Origin of the sequence: Oceanobacillus locisalsi, from assembly GCF_042675985.1 — a bacterium.
Taxonomy (GTDB): domain Bacteria; phylum Bacillota; class Bacilli; order Bacillales; family Amphibacillaceae; genus Oceanobacillus; species Oceanobacillus locisalsi.
Map to the genome: position 1 here is coordinate 25124 of NZ_JBHTKK010000002.1, position 25769 is coordinate 50892.

22 protein-coding genes are annotated in these 25769 nt (G+C 39.9%); 18 read left to right on the forward strand and 4 right to left on the reverse strand.

Annotated elements, in window-relative coordinates:
* Nucleotides 1-4: 4 nt before the first annotated feature.
* The 4 genes from ACFQ19_RS02340 (at nt 5) to ACFQ19_RS02355 (ending at nt 3531) form a co-directional block, all read left to right on the forward strand.
* Entirely contained in the window at nt 5-424 is a 420-nt protein-coding gene (locus ACFQ19_RS02340) for an OsmC family protein (RefSeq protein WP_379590357.1), read from the forward strand.
* A 201-nt stretch (nt 425-625) separates the two neighbouring features.
* Nucleotides 626-832, forward strand: a complete 207-nt coding sequence (copZ, locus tag ACFQ19_RS02345) for a copper chaperone CopZ (protein WP_379590358.1) — start codon at nt 626-628, stop codon at nt 830-832.
* Between the two features lie 104 nt (nt 833-936).
* A complete protein-coding gene (locus ACFQ19_RS02350; RefSeq protein WP_379590359.1) occupies nt 937-3363 on the forward strand; it encodes a heavy metal translocating P-type ATPase in 2427 nt (808 codons plus the stop codon).
* A gap of 3 nt (nt 3364-3366) precedes the next feature.
* The gene (locus tag ACFQ19_RS02355) at nt 3367-3531 is read left to right on the forward strand and encodes a hypothetical protein (RefSeq protein ID WP_379590360.1); all 165 of its coding nucleotides are present in this window, start codon (nt 3367-3369) and stop codon (nt 3529-3531) included.
* A 284-nt stretch (nt 3532-3815) separates the two neighbouring features.
* Here ACFQ19_RS02355 and ACFQ19_RS02360 read toward each other — a convergent pair whose 3' ends face one another.
* Complete coding sequence (locus ACFQ19_RS02360; protein ID WP_379590361.1) at nt 3816-4682, reverse strand: SDR family oxidoreductase; 867 nt, start codon at nt 4680-4682, stop codon at nt 3816-3818.
* Nucleotides 4683-4978: 296 nt separating this feature from the next.
* Between ACFQ19_RS02360 and ACFQ19_RS02365 the strand changes: the two genes are divergently transcribed.
* Nucleotides 4979-5428: a hypothetical protein gene (locus ACFQ19_RS02365; protein WP_379590362.1), complete on the forward strand. Its 450-nt coding sequence runs from the start codon at nt 4979-4981 to the stop codon at nt 5426-5428.
* A gap of 208 nt (nt 5429-5636) precedes the next feature.
* Here ACFQ19_RS02365 and ACFQ19_RS02370 read toward each other — a convergent pair whose 3' ends face one another.
* Nucleotides 5637-6791, reverse strand: a complete 1155-nt coding sequence (locus ACFQ19_RS02370) for an acyl-CoA dehydrogenase family protein (protein WP_379590363.1) — start codon at nt 6789-6791, stop codon at nt 5637-5639.
* A gap of 213 nt (nt 6792-7004) precedes the next feature.
* Here ACFQ19_RS02370 and ACFQ19_RS02375 point away from each other — a divergent pair, with 213 nt between their 5' ends.
* The 6 genes from ACFQ19_RS02375 (at nt 7005) to gnd (ending at nt 15587) form a co-directional block, all read left to right on the forward strand.
* Nucleotides 7005-7598: a DNA-3-methyladenine glycosylase gene (locus tag ACFQ19_RS02375; protein WP_379590364.1), complete on the forward strand. Its 594-nt coding sequence runs from the start codon at nt 7005-7007 to the stop codon at nt 7596-7598.
* 232 nt (nt 7599-7830) lie between these two features.
* Nucleotides 7831-9096 carry a beta-ketoacyl-[acyl-carrier-protein] synthase family protein gene (locus ACFQ19_RS02380; RefSeq protein ID WP_379590365.1) on the forward strand — a complete coding sequence of 422 codons (1266 nt, stop codon included), beginning with the start codon at nt 7831-7833 and terminating at the stop codon, nt 9094-9096.
* 20 nt (nt 9097-9116) lie between these two features.
* A complete protein-coding gene (locus ACFQ19_RS02385) occupies nt 9117-10862 on the forward strand; it encodes an AMP-binding protein (RefSeq protein WP_379590787.1) in 1746 nt (581 codons plus the stop codon).
* Nucleotides 10863-11124: 262 nt separating this feature from the next.
* Nucleotides 11125-12684, forward strand: coding sequence for a gluconokinase (gntK, locus tag ACFQ19_RS02390; protein WP_379590789.1), 1560 nt, complete (start codon nt 11125-11127; stop codon nt 12682-12684).
* Between the two features lie 2 nt (nt 12685-12686).
* Nucleotides 12687-14045, forward strand: coding sequence for a gluconate:H+ symporter (locus tag ACFQ19_RS02395; RefSeq protein WP_379590366.1), 1359 nt, complete (start codon nt 12687-12689; stop codon nt 14043-14045).
* A gap of 144 nt (nt 14046-14189) precedes the next feature.
* A complete protein-coding gene (gnd, locus tag ACFQ19_RS02400) occupies nt 14190-15587 on the forward strand; it encodes a decarboxylating NADP(+)-dependent phosphogluconate dehydrogenase (RefSeq protein ID WP_379590367.1) in 1398 nt (465 codons plus the stop codon).
* 268 nt (nt 15588-15855) lie between these two features.
* Here gnd and ACFQ19_RS02405 read toward each other — a convergent pair whose 3' ends face one another.
* Nucleotides 15856-16581, reverse strand: a complete 726-nt coding sequence (locus ACFQ19_RS02405) for a MurR/RpiR family transcriptional regulator (protein ID WP_379590368.1) — start codon at nt 16579-16581, stop codon at nt 15856-15858.
* Between the two features lie 206 nt (nt 16582-16787).
* On the opposite strand from ACFQ19_RS02405, the gene ACFQ19_RS02410 reads away from it, so the two are divergent.
* The 6 genes from ACFQ19_RS02410 to ACFQ19_RS02435 all read left to right on the forward strand — a co-directional run bounded on the left by ACFQ19_RS02410 (nt 16788) and on the right by ACFQ19_RS02435 (nt 23205).
* A complete protein-coding gene (locus ACFQ19_RS02410; protein ID WP_379590790.1) occupies nt 16788-18122 on the forward strand; it encodes a 6-phospho-beta-glucosidase in 1335 nt (444 codons plus the stop codon).
* Nucleotides 18123-18207: 85 nt separating this feature from the next.
* Complete coding sequence (locus ACFQ19_RS02415; RefSeq protein WP_379590369.1) at nt 18208-19020, forward strand: HAD family hydrolase; 813 nt, start codon at nt 18208-18210, stop codon at nt 19018-19020.
* Between the two features lie 305 nt (nt 19021-19325).
* Entirely contained in the window at nt 19326-21233 is a 1908-nt protein-coding gene (locus ACFQ19_RS02420; protein ID WP_379590370.1) for a BglG family transcription antiterminator, read from the forward strand.
* 19 nt (nt 21234-21252) lie between these two features.
* A complete protein-coding gene (locus tag ACFQ19_RS02425; protein WP_379590371.1) occupies nt 21253-21582 on the forward strand; it encodes a PTS lactose/cellobiose transporter subunit IIA in 330 nt (109 codons plus the stop codon).
* Entirely contained in the window at nt 21582-21887 is a 306-nt protein-coding gene (locus tag ACFQ19_RS02430; RefSeq protein WP_379590372.1) for a PTS sugar transporter subunit IIB, read from the forward strand. Before ACFQ19_RS02425 ends, ACFQ19_RS02430 begins: the two co-directional genes overlap by 1 nt.
* A 13-nt stretch (nt 21888-21900) precedes the next feature.
* On the forward strand, nt 21901-23205 hold the full coding sequence (locus ACFQ19_RS02435; protein WP_379590374.1) for a PTS sugar transporter subunit IIC: 1305 nt from the start codon (nt 21901-21903) through the stop codon (nt 23203-23205).
* A gap of 246 nt (nt 23206-23451) precedes the next feature.
* Here ACFQ19_RS02435 and ACFQ19_RS02440 read toward each other — a convergent pair whose 3' ends face one another.
* Nucleotides 23452-24597, reverse strand: a complete 1146-nt coding sequence (locus ACFQ19_RS02440; protein ID WP_379590375.1) for a CapA family protein — start codon at nt 24595-24597, stop codon at nt 23452-23454.
* A gap of 112 nt (nt 24598-24709) precedes the next feature.
* On the opposite strand from ACFQ19_RS02440, the gene ACFQ19_RS02445 reads away from it, so the two are divergent.
* The gene (locus ACFQ19_RS02445) at nt 24710-25750 is read left to right on the forward strand and encodes a YdcF family protein (RefSeq protein WP_379590376.1); all 1041 of its coding nucleotides are present in this window, start codon (nt 24710-24712) and stop codon (nt 25748-25750) included.
* Nucleotides 25751-25769: the final 19 nt, after the last annotated feature.

Sequence of the window (25769 nt, forward strand, 5' to 3'; positions counted from 1 at the left end):
TCAAATGAAGGTTGTCACTACTTGGAATGGCGGACGCGCATTTACGGCTGTTGGTGACTCTGGCTATGAAGTAAATATGGATGCAACAGAAGAATCCGGCGGTGCCGGGAAAGGTGCAACACCGGCAGAGACATTGTTAAGTTCCCTAGCCGGATGTATCGGCATTGATGTAATCATGATATTACGTCCTCATTTAGATAAGATTACTAAAATTGAATTGGAAACAGAAGGGACACGAAAAGAGGAATTGCCTAAAGGTTTTACTGGTATGGAGATTACTTTTGTTGTTGATGGGGATATTGACAGTAAAAAAGTTTGGAGAGCGATTCGTCTTGGTGAAGAAAAATATTGTACCGTTTCTGATTCTCTCCAAGCGGATGTACAGTTTAGATTAATTTTAAACGGGAAAGAACAAGAAGCATAAAGAAAGAGCCGGAAATCTGCAAACTATAACTGGTTTGTATGCTTCCGGCTCTTTTGTTGTTTATTCTAAAACTAATTTCACTTTTTCTTTTGCTTTATTGTTCACCCGTGAGATCAAGAGAATGTTTCCCGGTTAAAGTTCTTGACAATACCTGTGCAGGGTATGATATAATAGGTTTAGAAAGTAAGAGGAGGGGCAAAAATGACTAACGAAACAATTCAAGTACAAGGTATGTCGTGTGATCATTGTGTGAAAGCTGTTGAGGGAGCTGTAGGCGGTTTAGATGGCGTAGATACAGTGAACGTGCATCTTCAGGAAGGAAATGTAGATGTTTCCTTTGATAATGAAAAAGTAAAAATGGACGAAATCACAGAAGCCATTGAAGATCAAGGCTATGATGTTGTTTAAATAAAAATGCCGTTATTTAAACTTTCCCAGACCGTGTGAAGGACTTTGCACGGTCCTCTTTTTAAATAGTTACATACCCTTAAAGGGTATAGGAGATGATTTGAATGGAAGCTAAAAAAGAAGTTACTTTGCCTATCGAAGGGATGACATGTGCAGCTTGTGCAACCCGAATTGAGAAGGGTTTGAAGCGGGTAGACGGTGTAGAAGATGCCAATGTGAATTTTGCGATTGAAAAATCAACGATTCACTATGATCCGGAGCAAACGACTGTAGAGGATTTTGAGAAGAAGATCGAACAGCTTGGTTACCAAGTACAGCATACAAAGCAGACTTTTGATGTCGAGGGAATGACGTGTGCAGCTTGCGCTAATCGAATCGAGAAACGTTTAAATAAAATGGATGGCGTAGCAGAAGCTAATGTGAATTTTGCGTTGGAGAATGTTGCAGTAGAATATAATGAAGACCAAGTAACTTCCCGGGATATGATGGATGTTGTGAAGAAGCTTGGTTATGCACTTAAGCCTCAAGTGTCCAAGGAAGAGACATCAAACCGGAAGGAAGAGGAAATTCGTCACCAAACCGGAAAATTTATCTTTTCTGCAATTTTAACATTTCCTTTATTATGGACGATGGTGACGCATTTTTCCTTTACATCGTTTATTTATTCACCGGATATGTTGATGAACCCATGGGTGCAATTAGCTTTGGCAACACCTGTCCAGTTTATTGCGGGGAAGCAGTTTTATGTAGGCGCGTATAAAGCGTTAAGAAATAAAAGTGCGAATATGGATGTGCTCGTTGCCTTAGGAACATCCGTAGCATATTTGTATAGTATTTTCCTGGGGATAGAATGGCAAATACAAGGTGCAGTCGGAATGCCTGAACTTTATTTCGAAGCTGCTGCAGTGATTATTACGCTGGTATTGCTCGGAAAATTATTCGAAGTGCGCGCCAAAGGCCGTACAGGTCAGGCGATTAAAAAGTTGTTAGATATGCAGGCAAAAACTGCCCGTGTGATCCGTAACGGTGAAGAAATGGAAATCGCTATTGAAGAGGTAGCTGTCGGCGACAACATTATTGTTCGTCCGGGAGAAAAAATACCGGTGGACGGAGCGATTATAAAAGGAAAATCAGCTGTAGATGAATCAATGATTACCGGAGAAAGTATTCCAATTGATAAAAACATCGGGGATACGGCGATTGGATCAACGATTAACAAAAATGGCATGCTGACAGTAGAAGCGACAAAAATTGGGGAAGATACTGCGCTTGCGCAAATTGTAAAGGTAGTGGAAGAAGCACAGGGAAGCAAAGCGGATATTCAGCGTGTAGCAGACCGTGTATCTGGTATCTTTGTTCCTGTCGTTGTTGGTATTGCAGTGATGACATTCCTTGCATGGTATATTTTTGTCGCTCCCGGAGACTTACGTGCAGCATTAGTACCTGCAATTACGGTGCTGGTTATTGCTTGTCCTTGTGCGCTTGGGTTGGCGACACCAACGTCTGTTATGGCTGGTTCCGGCAGAGCTGCGGAATTAGGTGTACTATTTAAAGGTGGAGAGTATTTAGAGAATACTCGATCCATTGAAACGATAGTATTAGATAAAACAGGAACGGTAACAAAAGGCGAACCTGCCCTGACAGATGTTATTCCTCAAGGCAGCGTTACAAAAGAAAACGTGTTGAAAATGGCTGCTTCTGCTGAAAAGCATTCTGAACATCCGCTTGCAGAAGCCATTGTCAAAGGCGCAGAAGAACAACATATTGATTTAATCGAAACAAACGATTTTGAATCAGTACCTGGCGCCGGTATCCAAGTGACATGGGAGGGAGAACCTCTCTATATTGGAACCAGAAAACTGATGAAGCAGCAAAACATTGATATCAGCAATATTGAAGAAGCCATGACAGAATTGGAAGCTGCCGGTAAGACAGCAATGCTTGTCGGTTTTCAAGGCGAGCTTTCAGGGATTATTGCAGTTGCCGATACCGTAAAAGAAACATCAAAAGCGGCTATTGAACGTTTACACGAACAAGAGCTGGAAGTCATTCTGCTGACAGGAGATAATGAACGGACAGCTCAGGCGATTGCAAAAGAGGTCGGTGTTGATCGTGTCATTGCAGAAGTCTTGCCGGATCAAAAAGCAGATGAGATCAAGCGGCTTCAACAGGAAGGCAAAAAAGTAGCGATGGTGGGCGACGGTATTAACGATGCTCCCGCCCTGGCGATTGCCGATATTGGAATGGCAATTGGTACAGGAACCGATGTTGCGATAGAAGCAGCAGATGTGACATTGATGCGCGGTGATTTACACAGTGTAGCTGACAGTATTGAGCTAAGCACCAAAACCATGCGGAATATCAAGCAAAATCTATTTTTCGCCTTTGCCTATAATTCTGCATCCATTCCCGTTGCTGCGATTGGATTATTAGCTCCTTGGGTTGCCGGAGCAGCGATGGCATGCAGTTCGGTGTCTGTTGTGGTTAATGCGCTCAGACTTCAACGCTTGAAGCTGAAAAGGGAGGCGTAATCAATGCCGATTAAAAAATGGGTAAGTATAGGGATTGCTTATGTATGTGCTGTTGTGATTGCTTATAGTGTGATCACAGGGAATAATCCGTTTGAAAGCAATGATTTAGATCCGCATGATCATGCTGCGGTACAGGTGTTAGAAGCGGATTCGATTGGGGTTAAATAGAACATGTAAAAGAAGGGCTGTTGCACAATTAGAAAACGAATCGTGCAACAGCCCTTCTTTAATCAATCGTTAATATGAAGGAAAAACCATTCGGGCAACGGACCTCAACACAATAAAGGAAATACCAAAAATGAGTAGAAATTCTATAGATTGATAAACCCATCCCATAAAACTTGTTTGAACAACTAACCCTACCATCATCATGCTAATAATGAAGGCGGTTAATGCTAAGAACCAATTTTTATTGAGAAAAGACATTAATTATACCTTCTTTTGCATTGCGCTTAAGACGATGTCCAGCTTCCTCCATTAATATGAATAGCTTGTCCGGTCATATAAGAAGATTCTTTGGAGGCAAGCATCACATAAGGCCAAGCATGCTCTGACGGCTGACCGGGCCGCCCCATTAAATTATCCTGCCCAAATTGCTCCACTTTGTTTTCGTCAAATGAGGATGGAATAAGCGGCGTCCAAACAGGTCCTGGAGCAACAGTGTTCGCACGAATTCCTTTTTTAGCGAGACTTTGCGCAATACTTCTTGTGAAAGCAGTAATCGCTCCTTTTGTTGCCGAATAATCCATTAAAGTAGCATTTCCTTTATAAGCATTGATAGAAGACGTATTAATAATGGAGTCTCCATCCGTCATATGCGGAACTGCTGCTTTTGTCAGATAAAAATGCGAAAAGAAATTCACACGGAAGACGTCCTCAAACTGTTCAGTAGGGATATCTTCTACATTTTCATGTTCAAATTGTATGGCAGCATTATTAACTAAAATATTGATACCGCCAAATGCTTCCACTGTTTTTTCCACTAAATCAATACAATGGGACTCTTCTTTGATATCCCCTGGGAGAAGGAGACTTTGAACGCCTTCTGCTTCTACTAACTTCTTGGTTTCTTCCGCATCACCATGTTCATTTAAATAGGAAATTGCAACGTTTGCGCCTTCTTTTGCATATAAAATAGCAACTGCCCGGCCAATTCCGCTGTCACCACCGGTAATCAGCGCATTTTTTCCTTTTAATTTATCCGTGCCTGTATAATCCGTCGGCTGATGCGGGAGCGGGTTCATTTCTGACTCGATTCCCGGCTGCTTGTTTTGTGTTTGTCTGGGAGTGCTTCCTTTTTGCATGTTTGTTGGCTCCATGATGTGTTCCTCCTTATCCATTTTAATCATGTGACTATCAAAAGGTTTCCACTGACAAGCGTTTTATAAACATTGTCATGTAAAAAAAGCGTTTGAAAGGGATGGAGATAAGATATAGGTCTATGAAAATATGAGCTGAATAACACACGTCCTTTTAGCTGTATTTGTATAGCTATAGGAAGCAGCTTTCTCGTTTTCATAGGTGTGATTTGGGGAAAAGAACATTAATGAAAATAATTGGTAGAGCAATTGATAATAAACTTTAAAAATATTGCATCAATTTCTTAAAGAGTGGAGTGAAAGATATGAAATTATTTTGGAAGAAGGTAAAAAGATTTTTTACAATACCTTTTTTTACTCCGACGATTGATCGTTTTATCGTATTAGGATTTGCTTTTATTGGCGCTTTTACAGGCAGTTTTTCTCAAGGGGTTATCCCTCTTTGGCAGGTACTGCTGTATGTTTTTCTCTTTTTAGCTATTGTCATGCCGATTCTTAGAGTGATAGGAAATAAATGGAGAAAGAAAAGAGGGATAGAAGAAAAAGATATGAAGCCTAATAAACGCGTAGAGCGTATCCTGCTTAACACCCTTCTTGGTATTGCTATTGCTCTTTTAGTGTTTGTTCTTGTTTTAAATCTTTTAGCTGATTTTTTCAGTTGGATATGGGTTGGATTGCATGTATTTGTTGTCTTAATTGTTTATATTTCTCGTTTTATACATCTTAGAAGGTTAGAAAGGAGTTGATTTTAGATAGCGGGGAGAACAGTAATGTTTTTTCGTTTATATTACTGAAGCATTATCAGATAACCATGAAGTATACGGTTATTTTATCACAGTTTTTCTAATGGGATTCATTCTAGGAATTAATCTGGCTGGTAAAGTAAAAACTTCAGTCAACAGGAGAAAAATATCTCTTTACCTTGCTGACTGAAGTTTGAATTCTATATATATCTTAAGATTGTTCCCGTATCGATTTATCCGCCAACTGCATCACTGTCATATCATCCATTGGCGGATTATGCAGTCCGGCCCGGACATCGCGGTAATAGCGCTCAAAATTATTTGCTAGCTTAAGGCTTTGTGCGCCGACAACACGCATGGCAAAATCCACACCTTGAACCGCTTTGTTGGTGACAGACAGCTTCACTGCTCCTAATTCTGGTCCCATGGTGCTTCTAGTTTCTTCATCTCCACTATCCCATTTCGCGGCAACGGCATGCAGGAAATGATCGGATTCTAATAAAAGAAGCTCTAAATCACCGAGTTTCTGTTTAACATTCGGCAGTTCGGAAATTGTCCCCTTGATGCTGTTTGGCGAGTAAGTTGTTGCAAATGCGACAGCATCTTTCTGGGCAGCTTGCGCAATACCGAGATAACATGCAGGGACATGCAACAGCCATCCTGCTGGCTTTCTTTTTTGATTGGAAGTGACTTCAACAAGGTCCTCTTTTTCCAGATGGACCGCTTCTAAAACAAGATCATGGCTGCCGGAACCGCGCATGGCGATTGAATCCCATGTTTCCTCAACGTGGACGCCATCCAGGTCGTGTTTTACAAGGAAATTGCCAACGTCATCTGTTCCGTCAATAGATGCACTGACCACAAAATAAGTTAAAATGGGAGACAGCGTCGTAAAGTTTTTCCGTCCGGTAATAATCCATCCATCGTCTTTTTTTACAGCGGTTGTTTCCGGTTTGCCTCCACGGGTCGGGCTTCCTGTTGCAGGTTCGGTAGCAGCGCTGTTTAATAACGCGCCATTATCAACAACATCTTTAGCTACTTTCGCATAAACATCTTCTTTCCAGGGCTTGCTTTCACCCAGATATTTCATAAACCCCATATGCCAACCGATAGAAAGTCCAGTCGAGCCGTCTGCTTGTGCGATAATTTGCTGATAGGTAAGCAACTCATCAAGCGTGATACCGGCTCCGCCATATTCTTTTGGTACGGTGAGTGCCGGGTAGCCGATTTTTTGTAAGTCTTTAAAATTTTCATATGGAAAAGCGTCGTCGGGAAGTTGGCGAACACGTTCTCCAAAGGGTTCAACCGTTTGGGATAAAAGCTGGATACGTTCTTCTTTTGTTTGTAATTCCATTAAATGACTCATAACCATATTCCTCCTTATGAAAAACAAAGTATGTTAATCAGAATTATTTTGTTTCTATTATTTCATTATCAGATAAATAGTTCAATCATCTTCCATCTATGAAACAGGCTCATAATAAAACATAACCGTGTGCTTCCTTTAAGGCGGATGCTTAACAATTTGTGAAAATGGGGTAAACTAAAGGGAGAAGTTATAGAGCAAGGAGGGTGTATATTGAATCAGGAAAGGCACTTTACATTATTACCAGATGCGTTTTACCAATATCCTACCTTACAGTTGGCAGAAGAACTGCTTGGGTGTATTTTAGTGAAACAAACGGAGGAAGGAACAAGCTCTGGCTTTATTGTAGAGACAGAAGCATACCTGGGAAATGCTGATAGAGCGGCGCATGGATTTAAACGGAGAACGAAGCGGACGGAAATTCTCTATGCAGAAGCTGGGCTGACTTATACGCATCTTATTCATAATCATTGTTTGATTAATGTCGTCACTGCAGAGAAAGAAGTGCCGGAAAGCGTGTTAATCCGGGCAGTGGAACCTTATACAGGAATCGATCAGATGCTGGCTCGCCGTCCAGTGAAAAAGTTTCAAAATTTAACAAGCGGTCCGGGCAAGCTGTCACAGGCTTTAGATATTAATATGGGAGATTATGGACGGTCTCTCCAAGAGCCGCCGCTGTTTATTGCGGAAGGAAAAAAGCCGGAGAAAATAAAAACTGGTCCGCGAATTGGTATTGAGAACTCCGGAGAGGCGAAAGATTATCCCTATCGATTTTGGGCAGCCGGCAATAAATTTGTTTCTAAATAATCACTCCAATTCCCGTTATCATTTGTCGGATAACGGGAATTTGTATGTAGAAGACACAAATATATTGCTAGTAACGACAAAACTGAAAATGGATGGTTTGAGGAAAATATACACTTACATTATAATAATACTGGGGATTTATAACACATGACAGCTTTGAAATGATCGTTCATTCATTATAAAAGGGATACAGAAGACGTATTGTCTAAAAATATGCAAAGGAGCATGTACTATGAAACAAGTAGAGATTGCAGTAACAGGGATGGGGGCTGTCTCTCCATTTGGCATAGGAACATCCGCTTTTTGGGATAATGTCATTGCGAACCAGTCTGCGGTAAAAGAAATCACCGATGAAAATATAAGAAAATGGACAAAGGTAGGAGCGCGTGTACCTGATTTTGATGTGTCTGATTTTCTTTCTAAAAAGATTACCCGAAATACCGATTATTTTACACAGCTGGCTTTGATTACAGCAGATGAGGCATTAAAAGATGCAGGTCTCTTAAAAAGCGACGGAGAAACGTTTATTGATGATGTAGATCGAAACCGTTTCGGAACAGCGATTGGAACCGCTTTTGGAGGTATTCAGTCTTTAGAGCAGGCATCTGAAAAATTAGCGACAGAAAAGGCAAAAAGAGTCGGACCGCGTATGATTTCCAAGGCGATTCCAAACGCGGCGGCGAGTACAATCTCCATTCAGTATGGTTTTCGGGGACCGTCCAATACATATGTAACCGCTTGTGCTGCTTCAGCTAATGCGATTGGTGAATCAGCTTACTGGTTTTTCCGCGATGATGTCGATTATATTCTTGCTGGAGGCGTGGACAGCCTTTGGTCGAATGTATTCTTATCTGGATTAGGGGATGCCGGTGCATTGGCTATGAAAGGTCCGGAAGATTTTACAACATGGTCCCGCCCGTTTGATGAAGCGCGGACTGGGATGGTTATGGGAGAAGGAGCAGGCTTATTCGTCCTTGAACCGTTGGAGCGTGCCAAAGCAAGAGGGGCACATATTTATGCAACGTTAAAAGGCTATGGCGCTTCCAATGATGCGTATCATGATACGGCACCGGATCCAGAAGGAACAAGCGCAGCCCTGGCCATTGAGCGGGCACTCCGTTCAGCGCAAATGCAGCCGGAAGAGATTGATTATATTAATGCGCACGCAACCTCAACACAGGCTGGAGATATTGCGGAGACAAAAGCATTGAAAACGATATTTGGAGCGAATTTGGATCATATGCCGGTCAGCTCTATCAAAGGCAGCGTGGGTCATTTATTAGGAGCGGCTGGAGCCATTGAGAGTATTGCTTCGATTAAGGCAATCGAGACAGGGATGTTGCCAGCGACGCTTCATTCGGAAAATCGGGATGAAGAAGCGCCATTGGATATAGTTCCCAATGTCAGCCGCAAGCAGCCCATTCAAACTGCAATGAGTAATTCCTTTGGTTTTGGCGGACAAAATGGCATTGTCATTTGGCAGGCACCTCAAGGGTAACAGGAAAAAAGTTGAAACAAATGATGAAATGGAGAGATAACATGCTGGAAGAACAGCAAAGTAATGCAAGTGTTGAAGAGCGGCAAGCTGCACTGGAAAAAATGTATCCAAGTTGGGAGAAGCGAACAATTGCAACTCATTTTTATAGACAGAGCCAGCAATATAACGATTATCCTTTAATCATGATGCCGGATCGGGTTGTGACCTATGAAGCAATGTGGGGACAAGCCCGTGACTATGCAAAAGCAATGCTGGATTTAGGTGTGATGCCTGGAGATCATGTCGCTGTTCTAATGGAAAATGAACCGGAATATGTTGCATTATTTACAGCTGCCTCCATGGTCGGAGCGGTTGCAGTGCCGCTGAATACACAGCTTCAGAAGGATGAATTGATATATATGCTCCGTCAATCCGATTCCAACTGGCTGATTACCCATCAATATGCCGGGAAGCAAGATCATGCGGAAGTATTAAAGGATATTGTTTCTGAACTCCAAGAGGAAATAGAAAGTCCTTTCAAGCAAGCAGTTTGTATTCCGAATAAAGATGCAGAAGTACCGGACGTGTATATAACATGGGATGTATTTTTACAAGGAGCGGCAGCAGTGGGAGAAACGGAATTAAACAACCGCTGGAAAGAAACAGATAATCCGGACGCCACTGCTGCCATTATTTATACTTCCGGATCAACAGGGTTACCAAAAGGCGTGATGCTGACAGATGATATGATGCTCCGTTCTGGTTTTGCAACGTGCTTGACCAGAGGATATGAAGCAGGGAGACGGATTTATGCGCCCTTACCAATGTATCATGTTTATTTTCTGCAGGAAGGATTGTTTGCAGCCTCCTTTGTAGGGGGAGGTATGGTAACCTGTCATGCGTTTCAACCATTGCAGTCATTGGAATTGATGGAGAAATACCAGGTTCATGATTTTCTTGCTGTCCCATCGATGCTGGTTGCTTTATTGAACCGGCCGGAAGTGAAGCATACGAATCTCAGCCATCTTTATGCCTTGTTATGCTGTGCAGCTCCTTCACCAGTCCCGCTCTGGAAAAGAGCAGTAGATGAATTAGAAGTGACAGAAATTGGCACAGGATGTGGAGCGACAGAGGCGGCTTCTACTACGATGCTTACTGAAATTGGGGAATCATTGGAGATTATCTCCACAACGGTCGGAAAGGTGAAAACAGCCGGTGTTGCCGGACATCCGGAGTTTGGCGATAAAAGTGTTACGTATAAAGTAATTGACCCAGATACGAGAGAAACCTTGCCAAGTGGTTCTGCCGGGGAGTTAGCCGTACGAGGAAATGTGGTCACAGAAGGATATTATAAAAAGCCGGAAGAAACAGCTTTTGCCAAAGATGCGGAAGGCTATATCCGCAGCGGCGATTTAGGAACGATTGATGCGCAAGGTTCTATTCGTTTGTGGGGCAGAAGTAAGGATTTGTATAAAGTATCCGGAGAAACGGTTGTTCCCAAAGAAGTGGAGGATGTTATTTCCATGCATCCAGCGGTGAACCAAGTTTATATCGTTGGTGTGTCGGACCAATTAACAACTGAAACTGGAGCCGCGTTTGTGGAATTAAAACAAGGGGAAAACTGTACAAAGCAAGCTATCAGAACATTGTGCCGGGAACATGTAGCACGTTTTAAAGTGCCGCGTTATATCTGGTTTGTGGATGCAGCGGATTGGCCGCTGACGGGAACAGGAAAGATACAGAAATTTAAATTGCAGGATATGGCTGCGGAAAAATTAAAGAAATGATACGAGAGGGCATGCTTAACACATCCAGTTAAGCATGTCCTTTTTTTGATTTTACAAAAAATATTAAAAGCGTTTACAAGAAGAAAAAGACATGATAGGATACTTGTATACAAGTATTCGAATGAATACAGGCATGTTTTGAAAGCCTTTTATTAAGAAACATTAACATAAAGACAAAGTGCTTTTTGTAAAAGCTATTGGGATAAAACGAAATAAGCCAATAAAAGAAAAGCGAGGGATCAAGGTGGATCAGAAAAAATATATGCTCGGAGTCGATATCGGCACGACGAGTACAAAAGCCGTACTTTACCGGGAAACAGGCGAAATTATGGCGCAGAGCAGCCAAGGATATGAGATGCAGACGCCGGATGTCCGAACGGCAGAGCAAAATCCGGAAGACATTTATCAAGCAGTACGTTTTGTTATCTGGGAAACAGTGAAGGAATCAAAAATGGATACAGCGGACCTTTCCTTTATTTCTTTCAGCAGCGCGATGCACAGCCTGATTGCGATGGATGAAAATGATAAAGCGATTACCCCATGTATCACATGGGCAGATAACCGCAGTTCGCATTGGACAAATAAAATCAAAAATGAATGGAACGGCCATGATATTTATCTGCGGACAGGCACACCAATTCATCCGATGTCTCCATTAAGCAAAATCACATGGCTAGAGCAGGAGCATCCGGAAATAGCTGAGAAGACAAAGAAATACATCGGAATTAAAGAATATGTGTTTTATCAATTCTTCGGGGAATATGTGATGGATTATTCTCTTGGTTCTGCTACAGGAATGATGAATCTGGAAAAATTGAACTGGGATGAAGGAGCTCTTGAAGTAACAGACATTTCAACAGACAAGCTGCCGAGACTGGTTCCGACAACAGCAAGCTTTACCAATTGCCATCCGGAGATTGCCAAAGATTTAGGAATTAGACCAGACACGAAATTTATTATTGGTGCGAGCGATGGCGTGTTATCCAATATCGGTGTGAATGCAATTAAAGAAGGGGATGTGGCGATTACAATCGGTACGAGCGGAGCAATTCGTACAGTTATTCCCAAACCACGTACCGATCAAAAAGGACGTATTTTTTGTTATGCGCTAACAGAAAATCATTGGGTCATCGGCGGTCCGGTAAATAACGGCGGCATGGTGCTGCGCTGGATTCGTGATGAACTTGCTGCAAGCGAAGTGGAAACAGCAAAACGCTTAAACATAGATGCTTACGAAGTATTGACTGCAATCGCCAAACAGGTGGAGCCGGGTTCAAACGGCCTATTATTCCATCCATTTTTAGCTGGAGAGCGTGCACCACTTTGGAATGCAAATGTTCGCGGCTCATTTATTGGCCTGACGCTAAACCATAAAAAAGAGCATATGGTTCGTGCTGCTTTAGAAGGCGTTATTTTTAATTTATATACCGTTTTCCTGGCGTTGGTAGAAGTTATGAATGCTCCAGTGAAATCGATTAAGGCTACAGGCGGATTTTCAAAATCGGAGTTATGGCGGCAAATGATGGCTGATATCTTTGACCAGGACGTCATTGTTCCGAAAAGCTACGAATCTTCCTGTCTTGGGGCTTGTCTGCTTGGATTGTACGCAGAAGAAAAAATTGATTCCTTTGATATGGTGGAAGACTTGATTGGTTTTACCCATCAGCATGAGCCGAATCCGGAACATAGCCAGATGTATCAGGAATTAATGCCAATGTTTATCAATATCTCACGTTCATTGGAACAGGAGTATGAACAGATTGCGGCTTATCAGGAAAGAAGATCGCTGGAAAATAAAAAGCATGAAAATAGGAGTGAATAAAGATGGAAAATGTCTATCCGCTTATCATAGTAGCATTAGCAGTCGTTACGTTATTACTGCTTATTATGAAGTGGAACTTAAATACATTTATTGCATTGATTGTTGTTTCTTTATTAACGGCATTGGCATTGGGGATGTCAGTCGGGGATATTGTTGAAACGGTACAAGAAGGACTCGGAGGAACACTTGGCGATATCGCGCTTATCTTTGTTTTTGGTGCGATGTTAGGGAAGTTACTTGCAGATGCAGGCGGTGCACAACGTATTGCTTTAACATTGATTAATAAATTTGGTGAAAAGCGTATCCAATGGGCTGTTGTTATTGCCTCTTTCATCATTGGTATCGCATTATTCTTTGAAGTCGGTCTCGTATTATTAATTCCAATTGTGTATCAGATTGCAAAAGAAGTGAAGATGCCATTACTATACCTTGGTCTCCCGATGACAGCTGCATTATCCGTGACTCACGGATTCTTGCCGCCTCATCCCGGACCGACCGTAATTGCACAACAGTATGAAGCAAATATAGGTATGGTCCTTCTTATCGGTATTGTGATTGCGATTCCAACAGTGATTATTGCTGGACCTTTATTTACAAAAGTGGCACAGAAATTAGTTCCGGATGCTTTTGCAAGAATTGGTAATATTGGATCGCTGGGGACGAATAAGACATTTGAAGAAGAAGAAACACCCGGGTTTGGTATCAGTGCGTTGACTGCCCTTTCTCCCGTTATATTGATGGCGGTTACAACTGTTGTACAGCTGGTTCAAGATATTGGAGGATTTGCGAATAATTTATTCTTTGAAATCGTTGGCGTAATCGGAGACCCAATGATAGCGTTGCTTTTATCCTTATTATTTGCGATTTACACAATGGGCATTGCACGGAACATTCCAATGAAAACGTTGATGACTTCAGCAGAAGAGTCCGTCCGTGGTATTAGTGTTGTTCTTCTGGTAACTGCAGGAGGCGGTGCCTTAAAACAAGTATTGATAGACGGCGGCGTCGGTGATGCAGTGGCAAACATCTTTTCTAATACGAGTATGTCTCCGATACTGTTAGCTTGGATCATCGCGGCTATTTTGAGAATTTCATTAGGTTCTGCAACAGTTGCTGCTTTAACCACTGCCGGCATGGTTATTCCGTTAATTGAGGGAACAGATGTGAATCTAGCATTGATGGTTTTAGCTACAGGCGCTGGAAGCCTGATTGCTTCTCATGTGAATGACACAGGCTTTTGGATCTTTAAGGAATACTTTAATTTATCTATGAAAGAAACATTTGCGACATGGACATTGCTGGAAACAATTATATCTGTGTCCGGACTTGTATTTACCCTCTTAATCGGCTTGGTTATTTAAAATCTGGGTAAATGGATTGGCAGATGGGAAAGACTATCTTTAAACGGAATAAAACGATTAAATGAAATATGGGTGTGAAGGGTGTTCAAATTCTCTTGATCGGATAGAGCGTTTGAACACCTGTTTAAGGAAAGGGATGAAAAAATGAATGCAATTGGTATGTTTGGATTAGGCGTCATGGGAGCAAATCTTGCTTTGAATATGGCAAATCAAGGTGAAAAGGTGGCAGTTTATAATTATACATCTGATTTAACAGATGCTTTTCAAGAAAAGCATCCTCACGAGAATATAACAGCGTATTATGAGTTAGCGGATTTTATTCAATCATTGGAAAAGCCGAGAAAAATCTTTTTGATGGTAACAGCCGGAACAGTTGTAGATTCCGTTATTGAAAGTCTTGTACCTTTGTTGGATCAAGGCGATATTATAATGGATGGAGGAAATTCCAATTTCCAGGATTCGAACCGAAGATACCATGATTTGAAAGAAAAGGGTTTTCATTTTATCGGCGTTGGTGTTTCCGGAGGTGAAGAAGGAGCTTTGAATGGACCTGCACTCATGCCAAGCGGGGATAAAGCAGCCTATCAACACGTCGCTCCGATACTTGAAAAAATTGCAGCACAAGTAGATGGTAAACCGTGCTGTTCCTATCTTGGTAAAGAAGGTGCCGGACATTATGTAAAAATGGTGCATAACGGTATCGAATATGCAGATATGCAGCTGATTACAGAAGCCTATCAATTCCTGCGGGAAAGACTGGGGCTGGACGTTCATGAAATAGCCGCTATTTTTACAGAATGGAATAAAGGCGAATTGGAAAGCTATCTGATGGAGATCACAGCAGATATTTTAACACGTGTCGATGAAGAGACGAACCAGCCCATGGTGGACGTTATTTTAGATAAATCCGAACAAAAAGGAACTGGCAAATGGACCAGTCAAAACGCACTTGATATGGGTGTCCCTCTTACAATTGTGACAGAATCTGTATTTATGCGGTTCTTATCCAATGTGAAGGAAGAACGTATGACAGCAGAAAAAGAACTGGCAGGTCCTGATTCATTATTGGAACAAGCTGATAAGGATGAATGGATTGAATTGGTGCGGCAAGCATTATTTATGGGGAAAATAAGTACCTATGCGCAAGGATTTTATCAGTATAAACAAGCATCAGAACAGTATGGATGGGATTTGCAGCTCGATGACATTGCTTTGATTTTCCGCGGTGGATGTATTATCCGTGCCGGAATTTTAAATGAGATTAGTAGTGCTTTTCAAGCAGATAAAACATTATCCAATCTGTTCCTATCTCCATATTTCAAAACAATTTTGAATACCTATCAGAATGCGATGCGCAAAGTGGTAATCAAAGGAATGGAAACAGGATTAGCATTGCCTTGTTTCAATGCTTCGTTAGTATATTATGACGGTTATCGCTCTGGCAAAAGCGGTGCCAACTTAATTCAGGCGCAGCGTGATTACTTTGGCGCACATACCTTGGAGCGTATCGATAAAGAGGGGCATGTTCATATAGAATGGTAATATCTATCGGCAAACTTGTTTCTGTTGAGATTGGATATAAGACCAAGTATTTGCCGGTATTATTGGAAATGATTTATTTTCTTTAAATAAATGGATTATAGATGATTTCAATAAGTTAGAAGCTAGAAAGGGATGAAATATAAATGTGAACTTTCATCCCTTCATGCGCTATAGGAGTAAAATTCCGAAATTTCAATCATTTTTTCTGTGTGTAATATTACTGGTTGGAAATGAACTTGATTTTGCAAATTTATAAACTGCGAAATCCTCAATGATTCAACTTATAAACTTCATGCGCCATGGATTCCAAAATATAAAGAACAGGTACCTGTGTCGTAATATTCGCATTTTCAAACCACTCTTCCGTGACATAATACGGAATATTGATATCCGATATTTTGGCAATTGTGGAGTGTTTATTATTGGTTATGCTGATTATTTTATTTCCCTCTTGTTTCATCTGGTTAAGATGTGTAACGGCAAAATTCGTTTCCCCGGAGACGGATAAGGCAATGACGGTACTGTTATAACGCAGGCTGGAATGGACAGGAAAAAGCGGGTCTTTGATATACATTGCAAACTTACCCAGACTTGAAAAATATCTGGAGCCGTATTCGGCAAGAATTCCAGAGGTCCCAATGCCGATAAAAAGGACATTATCTGCTTTGCTTACAAGCTGCGCCGCATCTTTAATGGCTTCTTCGATATCTCCTTTTAATGTCCGGTCAAAAAATTCCGTGACAGCATGCTGCGTATCTTTTAAAATGGTTTTTCTATCTTCTTCCAGATGCATTTTCAGTTTCACTTTAAATTCGGAAAAGCCTTCACAATCAATTTTTCTGCAAAAACGCAGGATCGTTGCTGTCGATACATGGGTCTCATCAGCCAGTTCGCGTATGCGCATATAAGCAACTTTTTCGCTGTTTTTACTGATATAATTGTATAAAGAAGTCTCCAGCTCATTGAACGAAGCAATCATTTCTGATGTAAACATGGTGCACACCTCTTCTTCAGGTTAAAAATTCACCTAATTCTTTTCTTTACTTTAACACATGTCGTTACAACCATGTAACAAATTACTTCCGTGGTTACTTAAAACAGAAGTTCCGCTGTTTATTTATTTCCAGTTACTTCTTGATACAATAAAATTATAGGAAGGGTAACGAAATGAATTTCAATTTATTTGGAGGTGCACTGGAGATGACAAAAGGTATAAAAATCGCGACTATTGGCGGCGGATCAAGCTATACACCAGAATTAGTAGAAGGGTTTATAAAACGATACGATGAATTTCCATTAAGCGAACTTTGGTTAGTCGATGTGGAAGAGGGAAAGGAAAAGTTGGAAATCGTCGGGAATTTAGCGAAACGAATGATTGAAAATGCCGGGCTTCCAATTGATGTACATTTAACATTGAACCGCAGAGAGGCTCTCAAGGATGCTGATTTTGTAACAACGCAGTTTCGTGTTGGCGGTTTAGATGCCCGTGCCAAAGACGAACGTATTCCAGTGGAATATGGTGTGCTTGGCCAAGAAACAAATGGGCCGGGCGGATTGTTTAAAGGACTGCGTACGATACCGGTAATTTTAGGCATCACAAAGGATATGGAAGAACTTTGTCCGAATGCATGGCTGATTAACTTTACGAATCCTGCCGGCATGGTAACAGAAGCAATATTACGCTACTCTAATATTAACAAAGTAGTCGGTCTGTGCAATGTTCCCATCGGTATGGAAATGGGAGTTGCTAAATTATTAGATGTTGATCATTCCCGCATTCGCATTGATTTTGCAGGACTGAATCATATGGTGTACGGTTTGGATGTTTATCTAGATGGTGTCAGCGTCAAAGAAAAAGTCATTCAGAAATTATCTGATCCGGAAAATGCAAGCTTCGTGAAGAATATAGAGGGCATTGGCTGGGAACCTGCATTTATTCAAGCATTGAATGCGTTAACATGTCCGTATCATATGTACTATTACAAATCGAAGGAAATGTTAGATAAAACAATTGAAAGTTCGAAAACAGAAGGAACACGTGCGGAAGTCGTTCAAGCATTGGAAAAAGATCTATTTGAACTTTATAAAGATGAAAATTTAAATATTAAACCGCCGCAATTAGAAGAGCGGGGCGGAGCCTATTATTCGGATGCGGCAGTTCGTCTGATTACATCCATTTATAATGACAAACGGGATATTCAGCCGGTAAATACAAGAAACCGCGGGGCTATTGCCAGTATTCCAGATGAATCTGCGGTAGAAGTCAGTTGTGTGATTACTAAAGATGGTCCTGTTCCACTGGCTGTGGGAGATCTTCCTGTAGCTGCCCGCGGGCTGGTACAGCAAATTAAATCCTTTGAGCGTATTGCGGCAGAAGCGGCTGTAACCGGGGATTATAATCAAGCGGTACTTGCTTTAACGATTAATCCGCTGACTCCAAGTGATGCAATTGCGAAACAAATTATTGATGATATGATGGGGGCGCATCAAGCATATTTGCCTCAATTCTTTCTGGAAAAAGTAACGATGAATTAATAGTCTTATCAAGGTGCCGGGGTTTATTTGATAAAATAAATACCCGGTACTGCGTTAAAGCGGTTGAACACAAGGAGATAGGTATATGATTAAATTAGTATTAACGGATATGGATGGAACGTTCTTGAATTCCAATGGTGATTTTGACAGAGCGTTGTACAAGGATGTCAAAAAGCTGATGAAGGAACAGGATGTTGCTTTTGCGCCTGTCACTGGTAAACAATGTGAACGGGTAGAAAAACTGTTTGGCGAGGATGCTGAAGATTTATGGATTTTAGGAGACAGTGCTACTCGAATTAAGCATAATGGTGTATTTGTTTATGAATCATTGTTAAACAATGCATTAGGCTTGGAGATTATTCGCCTGTTGGAAGACATCAGCTTAGAACATACTATTATTGCATGTACAAGGGACGCTGCAATGGTTAAGGAGAATACTTCAGAGGAAGAAATGGTATTTGTTAACGGATCTTATGCACAAGTTAAAGAAGTTTCTGATTTTAATGAAATAAAGGATGACTTTATTAAAATAACGATTCATGATCCTTCTTTGAATTGCTTTGAAACAAAAGAGAAGCTGTTACCATTTTTTGAGTCGGCTTATATTGTAGCTTCGGATGCAGCGTGGATTGATATTGCGGATGCGAATGTTCATAAAGGAACAACAGTGGAACAATTGCAGCGCATGTTGCACGTTACGCCGGAAGAAACGCTTGCTTTTGGGGATGGTTACAATGATATCGAGCTTATGAATAGTGCGGCCTATAGTTTTGCTGTGCGTAATGCTGTTCCGGAATTAAAAGAGGCGGCGAATTTTATTACTCGTTCTAATGAAGAGAAGGCTGTTATGACAACAATCAGGAAATTGTTGTCATTGCAGCAAAATAGAGTTGATTAAGTAATAGTATGAACATGAACCGAAAGAAAGTTGGACAAAATAGTTGAAACTGAATATAAAAGGAAGAAAGCCGTTATAAATACGTTTATAACGGCTTTTCTCTTTCTTTAATAACTTTCATTTTGTACTACAATTAGTTTAGTTTAAGTAATATATTGTTTAGGACTTCTGATAATTGTATTTTATTGATTGTATCGTTTGTTTAATATTTAAAATTATTCATCTACTTTTTGCCACTTATAGTGGCATTTATTGTTCTTAAAATTAAGAAATACATATTGTATTCTAAGAATAGGTGATAGATCATGAGAATTGCAAATTTAGTGCGAATTATTTATAACAATAAGCAGCCGGTTAGCAAAAGCAGTTTAGTAGAGATGATGGAGTTATCGGAAAGGTCGATAAGAAAAATTATTCATGATTCTAATGATGTTGGTAAAAAGAATGGGTTTCATATTGAATTAATACGTGGAAAAGGATATATCCTGCATATTACAAACAAGAAATTATTTGAACAATTTTATACTGAGTCAAATGTCTATGGGGATGTATATAACCGCGAGCAAAGAATCAACATGATTATCGCCTATTTATTGCAAGAAAATGATTATGTAACGATTGAATCTATAGCTGAAACAATGGAGATTAGCCGTAACACAATTGTTAAAGATTTGAATTTAATACAAGAGAGGTTACAAACTTTTGATTTACAGTTAGAACGAAAGCCTCACTATGGAATACGAGTAAATGGATATGAAGGAAATTATAGGCGTGCTTTTTCTACTTTTGTTTTAGGGGAGTATTATTTGCTTCCTGCCAGTGACTTTAATGAATTTAGAAAATCTTTTAATTTTAGGGAAGTACGTAGTGTATTAAATGATGCATTAGAAGAAACAAATCTTACAATAAATGCGGTTGCCTTAGATAATTTAGTTAGGCATGTCCGAATTCTAGTATTTCGGTCATTACGTCATAACTTCTTATCTTCTGATCAGGAACTGCAGATAGAAACAGAAAAAGTTTATTGTCAGGTTGCTACTAAAATAAACGACTGGATTTATCAAAAATATGATATCCAGTTACCGGAATCAGAGGTTCAATTTCTAGCTGCGCATATATCAGGTAAGACTTCTATTGAAAAACTTGGGCAGATGGAGAAAGAGAAATTTTCTCATCAACTAAAATATATTTTACAAAAGCTTGATGATGAGTTTTTGACAGACTTTACAAGTGATTCAGTACTTGTAAACGATTTGTTGTTGCATATGCTTCCACTAATGAAACGATTGTATTATAAAATGCAACTTGAAAATCCGCTAATAGAAGAGATTTATAGTAAATATGCGAATGTATTCGTCATTGCATTCCGCTTTAGTGAACTGGTTGAAAAGGAATATGGTTTTGTTCTCTCAAGAGATGAAGCGGGTTATGTGGCTATTCATTTTGCTGCACATCTGGAACGAAGAAAGTCGATGTCACTGGAAAAATACAGAAGAATTGTTGTTATTTGTGAAACGGGCGGTGGAAGTTCTGAATTGCTTCGTTTAAAGTTAGAATCTGTTTTTCCAAGAGCGTTTATCATGGCTACTACGACTGATAATCTGAATCGATTCAGAGGTCAATTGCCGGAGTTGTTTTTAAGCACGATTCCAATGGAAGATAATTTTCAAGGTGTACCAATCATTCATATTAAACATTTTTTGGATGATGAAGAAATGAGGAGAATTAAGGAAGTCATTTCTTATGAAATAAATAGTCAAACAAAACAACAATCTATACCTTTAGTGAAAGAGTTATTTAAAGAAGAGTTATTTTTACGTACTTCTACTCAGAATTATTTGGATATTTTAAGGAGTTGTGCAAAAGACATTGTCAAAAAGGGGTATGCAGCGGAAGGATTTATTAATTCTGTCTTGGAAAGGGAGAAGAAGTTCACAACTGTTTATAAAAATGGCGTTGCTGGACCGCATGCTATGAAACTAGATGCAATAAAAGACTGTGTAAGTGTCATTATATTAGAAGAACCTATTGAGTGGCAAAATAAACGGATAGAAATAATTTTTTTAATTAATTTGAAACCAGGGCATTTGTTTCTTCACCGTGAAATCAGTCGTTTAATGCTTCAGTTGATTGAAAATGTGACATTGCGAAAAAGACTCATGCAAGCTAAGGATTATCGTGCATTTATGTCTGAAATTGAGGTACTTTTGTAAGCGGAAAGGAAGGATTTTATTGAAGAATGAACAAGAAATTATGCAGATTATTACTACTGGAGGAGATGCCCGCGCTAAATATTTAACAGCGTTACAAGAAGCTAGAAATAGAAATTGGAGAGAAGTGGACGAACTATTGGAACAAGCAGAAATCAGTTTGAATGAAGCACATAAAACCCAAACTAGTTTAATCCAACGTGAAATACGAGGAGAAGAAATAGAAACAAGTCTTCTAATGGTACATGCTCAAGATCATTTGATGAATGCAATTACAGTAAAAGACTTGGTATGTGAAATGATTCTATTTATAAAAGAAAAAGTGAATGAAGAGAGTGGGAGGATAAAATGATGAAAAAAATAATTTTAGCGTGTGCAGGCGGGTTCTCAACAAGTATGTTAGTTGAAAAAATGAAGGCGGCAGCAGCAGCCAAAGGATTAGAGGTTAGTGTCGATGCTTGCGCAGAATCAAAAGTCAATGATTATTTACCAGCAGATATTGTGATGCTTGGACCTCAAATGGGGCATAAAGAAAAGGAGATAAAGGAAGTTGTAGGGTTAGATATACCAGTTATGACAATTGACATGATGGATTATGGAATGATGGAAGGAGAAAAGGTGTTAAACCAAGCATTAGAATTAATGGACACAGAATAGGAGGTGTTTGATAATGAGTGAATCAAAAGTTTGGAGAGAGAGGATTCAAAAGTTTTCCGGAGCGATTCAAAGTAATAAGTATGTGAGTAGTATTTCAAATGGTTTGACATCTATTTTACCTGTTATTTTAGTCGGTGCAATTTTCACATTAATAAATACAATTAATATTCCTGCGTATCAAGATTTTTTAGATAGCATCGGCTTGAAAGCGCTAACAGAATTACCGTCAATATTAACCATTGATCTATTATCACTTTATGCAGTATTTTCTATCGCATATGCTGTCTCCACTCAATTTAAACGGGATGGCTTTTCCGCAGGTATCATTGCTTTAATGAGCTTCTTATTAGTAACTCCAGTTGGTTTATTAGAGGATGGTGCTACGAATGCGCTTAGTTTCCAATGGTTAGGTGCAACTGGTTTATTTGTTGCAATTCTAATAGGTATTACTGTCGGCAGACTCTATGTGCTAATTTTAGATAAAGAGTTTTATATAAAAATGCCTAAAGGTGTTCCGCCGACTATCGGAAAATCTTTTGCGGCATTAACACCTGCTTTTATTGTAGTATTTTTGATGTTAATTGTTCGAGGGATTTTTAATATTTCTTCTTTTGATAGCATTCATGATTTTATTTATTCAATGGTACAAGCTCCATTAGTCTCCCTTGGGGGAAGTTGGTGGGCGTATCTGATTGTGATTACAGTAATGAGTCTACTATGGTTTTTCGGTATTCATGGAACCATTGTTGTGATGGGGGTAATTCTACCAATTTGGACGGGTTTGCGTTTAGAAAACTTAGATGCTTTTTCTAATGGGGAACCGTTGCCACATATGATTCCCGGTGGGCCATTCTTCATGACCTATACGGCCATCGGTGGGACTGGGGCTACGATTGGATTAATTATTGCATTATTAATGGCGAAATCTAAACGGTATAAAACGTTAGGAAAATTAGCGGTTGCTCCGGGATTAACGGGTATTAATGAACCAATACTTTTTGGGCTTCCAGTTGTTTTAAATATACGTCTAATTATTCCGTTAATATTTACTCCAATAGTAGTTAGTGTTATTGCAATTATTGCTACTTATTCAGGGTTAGTCCCTCCATTAAGAGGGATTGGTGTTCCTCTTGGTACCCCAATATTTATAAATGGTTTTCTGGAAGGGGGATGGCGTGCATCCGTACTTCAAGCGGTACTCTTATTTATTAGCTTAGCAATGTATTATCCGTTCTTTAAAAGGTTGGATAAAGAAGCGTTGAAAGTGGAGTCTCAAGAGAAAAATGTAGAAGAGATGCCCAAAGCTTCGAATCAATAAATAGTCAAATAGAGGGGGTCTGGTGAAAATGAAATTTTTGCTGGATCTTCTTCTCTTTTCAGTTATTCGAACTGATTATTTTGGGAAATTTAAAGTGGTAATTATATATTAAAGAATAGAACTGTTTGTTTATCATATCAGTAACTCAAGTTCATGAAAAACTCCGGTATTTCGGGTTTTTCATGAAGAAAACATATGAATCTGAAGGATGCTCTCATTTTACTAACATAGTATTTAATACTAATTTCACTCTCCCCACTCCAACTCCGGTATCCACTGCGACATATGCTCTTGCATTTCAGCCATCACGTCATTCCGATTCTCCATTTGCTCGGCAGATGCTTGTTCTAATGGAATAACCTGTACATTTTTCATCGTCCCGTCATTTTCTTCAAACTCCACAAAGGTGGGCTGAAAAGCAGGTTCCTCGACATGTACATCATCACCTTCTTTCACCAGCTTGAATTCGAGAATACCGCCAATACGATTATAAAATTGATATTGCCCCGATAAGAAGTTTCCTAAAGAATAGGCGACTAACGTTTCGTTTCCATCTTTCCCTTCCAGCCATTCTGCTGGCTGCAGTACATGCGGATGATTGCCGATGACAACATCGACGCCAAGATCTGCGGCATATTGTGCTAAATCCTTTTGATCCTGATTCGGCATCCGTTCTTCTTCTTTGCCAAAATGGAAGCTGACAATGGTGGCATCCGCCAGCTTATTTGCTTTTTCGACTTCTTTTTTAATTTGCTGGCGATCAATCAAATTAACGAGATAAGGTTTTCCATCCGGTATAGGCATGCCATTTACTCCATATGTATAACTCAGAAAAGCAACAGAAATACCCTGATCCGTTTCCAGCACGCTTATGTCAGACTGGTCGTCGGCATTTTGGAAACTGCCTGTATAAGACATGCCGATTTTTTTATAATAGGCAATGGCATTTTGGATGCCTTCTTCTCCTTTGTCCAATGTATGATTATTTGCCATTGTAATCATATCTACACCAGCGTCCTGTAAAGCGTCCCCTATTTCAAACGGGCTGTTAAAATTGGGATAACCGGATAAGCCGATATCTTCTCCCCCCATGATGGTTTCTTGGTTGGCAACCGTGATATCTGATTCACTTAAATCATCTGCTACTTCAGCTAGCATTGGTTTAAAATCATAGGTATAGCCATTCCAGGCATCGTTATAAATGCGGTCATGAATTAAAATATCACCAATAGCAGAAACTGTAATTTCAGGTGTAATCCAATCGGTTTCTTTTACGGTGATGGATGTATATTTGGGAGAATGTTGTTCGGCTGTGTCATTACCTAGAAAGGCTGCACAGGATGTCAGTGTTAAAATGAAGAAAATAATGATAAAATATCGTAGATAACGCATATTAACCTCTGTTGTATAATTATTTTTGTGTGGTTATATGTTACCATATCTTTCATTTTATATAAATGAGGACTGCAGTCTTTGAAAACAACAGACGAGAGGTGAAGGTTTTTTGGTTTATTTTATTGCTTCCGTTCCATTTGTATTTTTGGTTCTATTTCTAATCAGTTATTTGCAGGATCGGCGTAAATTAATGAACGGTTTTCTATTTAATGGCTTTTTGTTAACATTCCTGTTTTTTTGCGCTTTCTTTTATATACGCATAGATGGGCCGTACCAGTATTTCTTGTTAATTATTCTGTTGCTGTTTCTTCTTGTGTTGCTGCCATTTGCGGTAATTGCTTTTATTGTTGGATTATTTTACAATGCCAAAGTATTGATGCAGAAGGAAGGAAAAAAGTTCCGAAATGCATTAACATTCATCATGGCTATAGGTATCCTTACATTAACAATGATAAGTATCGTTAATCCGTCGCGTTTTTTTCCGGATTATTTAGGGCCGCTTTTTGGTGGGGCTGGACTGGTGGTTACCTATGTGTTCTTACATATGTTTAACTTTCTGACGGCGTATATCCTGAATCAATGGCATTATCCGAGACGGAATCAGGATTTTATCATTGTGCTGGGAAGCGGATTAATCAACGACCGGGTACCTCCGCTGCTTGCAAGCAGAATTGATAGAGCAGTCAAGTTTTATCACCAGCAGAAGAAGAAGGCTGCTCCTCCGAAAATTATTTTTTCCGGCGGGCAAGGACCGGATGAGGGCATTCCTGAAGCAGAAGCAATGCAAACATACGCAATAGAAAAAGGAATTCCCATGGAAGATACGATAAAAGAAGACAGATCGGTCAGTACGTATGAAAATATGGTTTTTTCAAAAAAAATCATGGATGAAAAGAATGGACCGGGAGCATACCAGAGTATTTTTGCGACGAATAATTTTCATCTGTTCCGTGCGGGAATGTATGCAAGAAAAGCGGGATTGGACAGCCAAGGAATCGGTGCAAAAACAGCATGGTACTATTGGCCAAATGCAATGATTAGAGAGTACATTGCGGTTGTTGTGATGAGACGGCATCGTCATATGCTGGTTGTTGGAAGTATCATGAGCCTTTCCCTGTTGCTGACAATGATTGGCTATTTTTTCACCTGAATCATTAAATAATAAAAAA

Bases quoted from the DNA above. Each gene is read 5' to 3' on its own strand.
- ACFQ19_RS02340 (WP_379590357.1), top strand. From the start codon at position 5: ATGAAGGTTGTCACTACTTGGAATGGCGGACGCGCATTTACGGCTGTT.
- copZ (WP_379590358.1), top strand. From the start codon at position 626: ATGACTAACGAAACAATTCAAGTACAAGGTATGTCGTGTGATCATTGT.
- ACFQ19_RS02350 (WP_379590359.1), top strand. From the start codon at position 937: ATGGAAGCTAAAAAAGAAGTTACTTTGCCTATCGAAGGGATGACATGT.
- ACFQ19_RS02355 (WP_379590360.1), top strand. From the start codon at position 3,367: ATGCCGATTAAAAAATGGGTAAGTATAGGGATTGCTTATGTATGTGCT.
- ACFQ19_RS02360 (WP_379590361.1), bottom strand. From the start codon at position 4,682: ATGGAGCCAACAAACATGCAAAAAGGAAGCACTCCCAGACAAACACAA.
- ACFQ19_RS02370 (WP_379590363.1), bottom strand. From the start codon at position 6,791: ATGAGTCATTTAATGGAATTACAAACAAAAGAAGAACGTATCCAGCTT.
- ACFQ19_RS02380 (WP_379590365.1), top strand. From the start codon at position 7,831: ATGAAACAAGTAGAGATTGCAGTAACAGGGATGGGGGCTGTCTCTCCA.
- ACFQ19_RS02385 (WP_379590787.1), top strand. From the start codon at position 9,117: ATGATGAAATGGAGAGATAACATGCTGGAAGAACAGCAAAGTAATGCA.
- gntK (WP_379590789.1), top strand. From the start codon at position 11,125: ATGCTCGGAGTCGATATCGGCACGACGAGTACAAAAGCCGTACTTTAC.
- ACFQ19_RS02395 (WP_379590366.1), top strand. From the start codon at position 12,687: ATGGAAAATGTCTATCCGCTTATCATAGTAGCATTAGCAGTCGTTACG.
- gnd (WP_379590367.1), top strand. From the start codon at position 14,190: ATGAATGCAATTGGTATGTTTGGATTAGGCGTCATGGGAGCAAATCTT.
- ACFQ19_RS02405 (WP_379590368.1), bottom strand. From the start codon at position 16,581: ATGTTTACATCAGAAATGATTGCTTCGTTCAATGAGCTGGAGACTTCT.
- ACFQ19_RS02410 (WP_379590790.1), top strand. From the start codon at position 16,788: ATGACAAAAGGTATAAAAATCGCGACTATTGGCGGCGGATCAAGCTAT.
- ACFQ19_RS02415 (WP_379590369.1), top strand. From the start codon at position 18,208: ATGATTAAATTAGTATTAACGGATATGGATGGAACGTTCTTGAATTCC.
- ACFQ19_RS02420 (WP_379590370.1), top strand. From the start codon at position 19,326: ATGAGAATTGCAAATTTAGTGCGAATTATTTATAACAATAAGCAGCCG.
- ACFQ19_RS02430 (WP_379590372.1), top strand. From the start codon at position 21,582: ATGAAAAAAATAATTTTAGCGTGTGCAGGCGGGTTCTCAACAAGTATG.
- ACFQ19_RS02435 (WP_379590374.1), top strand. From the start codon at position 21,901: ATGAGTGAATCAAAAGTTTGGAGAGAGAGGATTCAAAAGTTTTCCGGA.
- ACFQ19_RS02440 (WP_379590375.1), bottom strand. From the start codon at position 24,597: ATGCGTTATCTACGATATTTTATCATTATTTTCTTCATTTTAACACTG.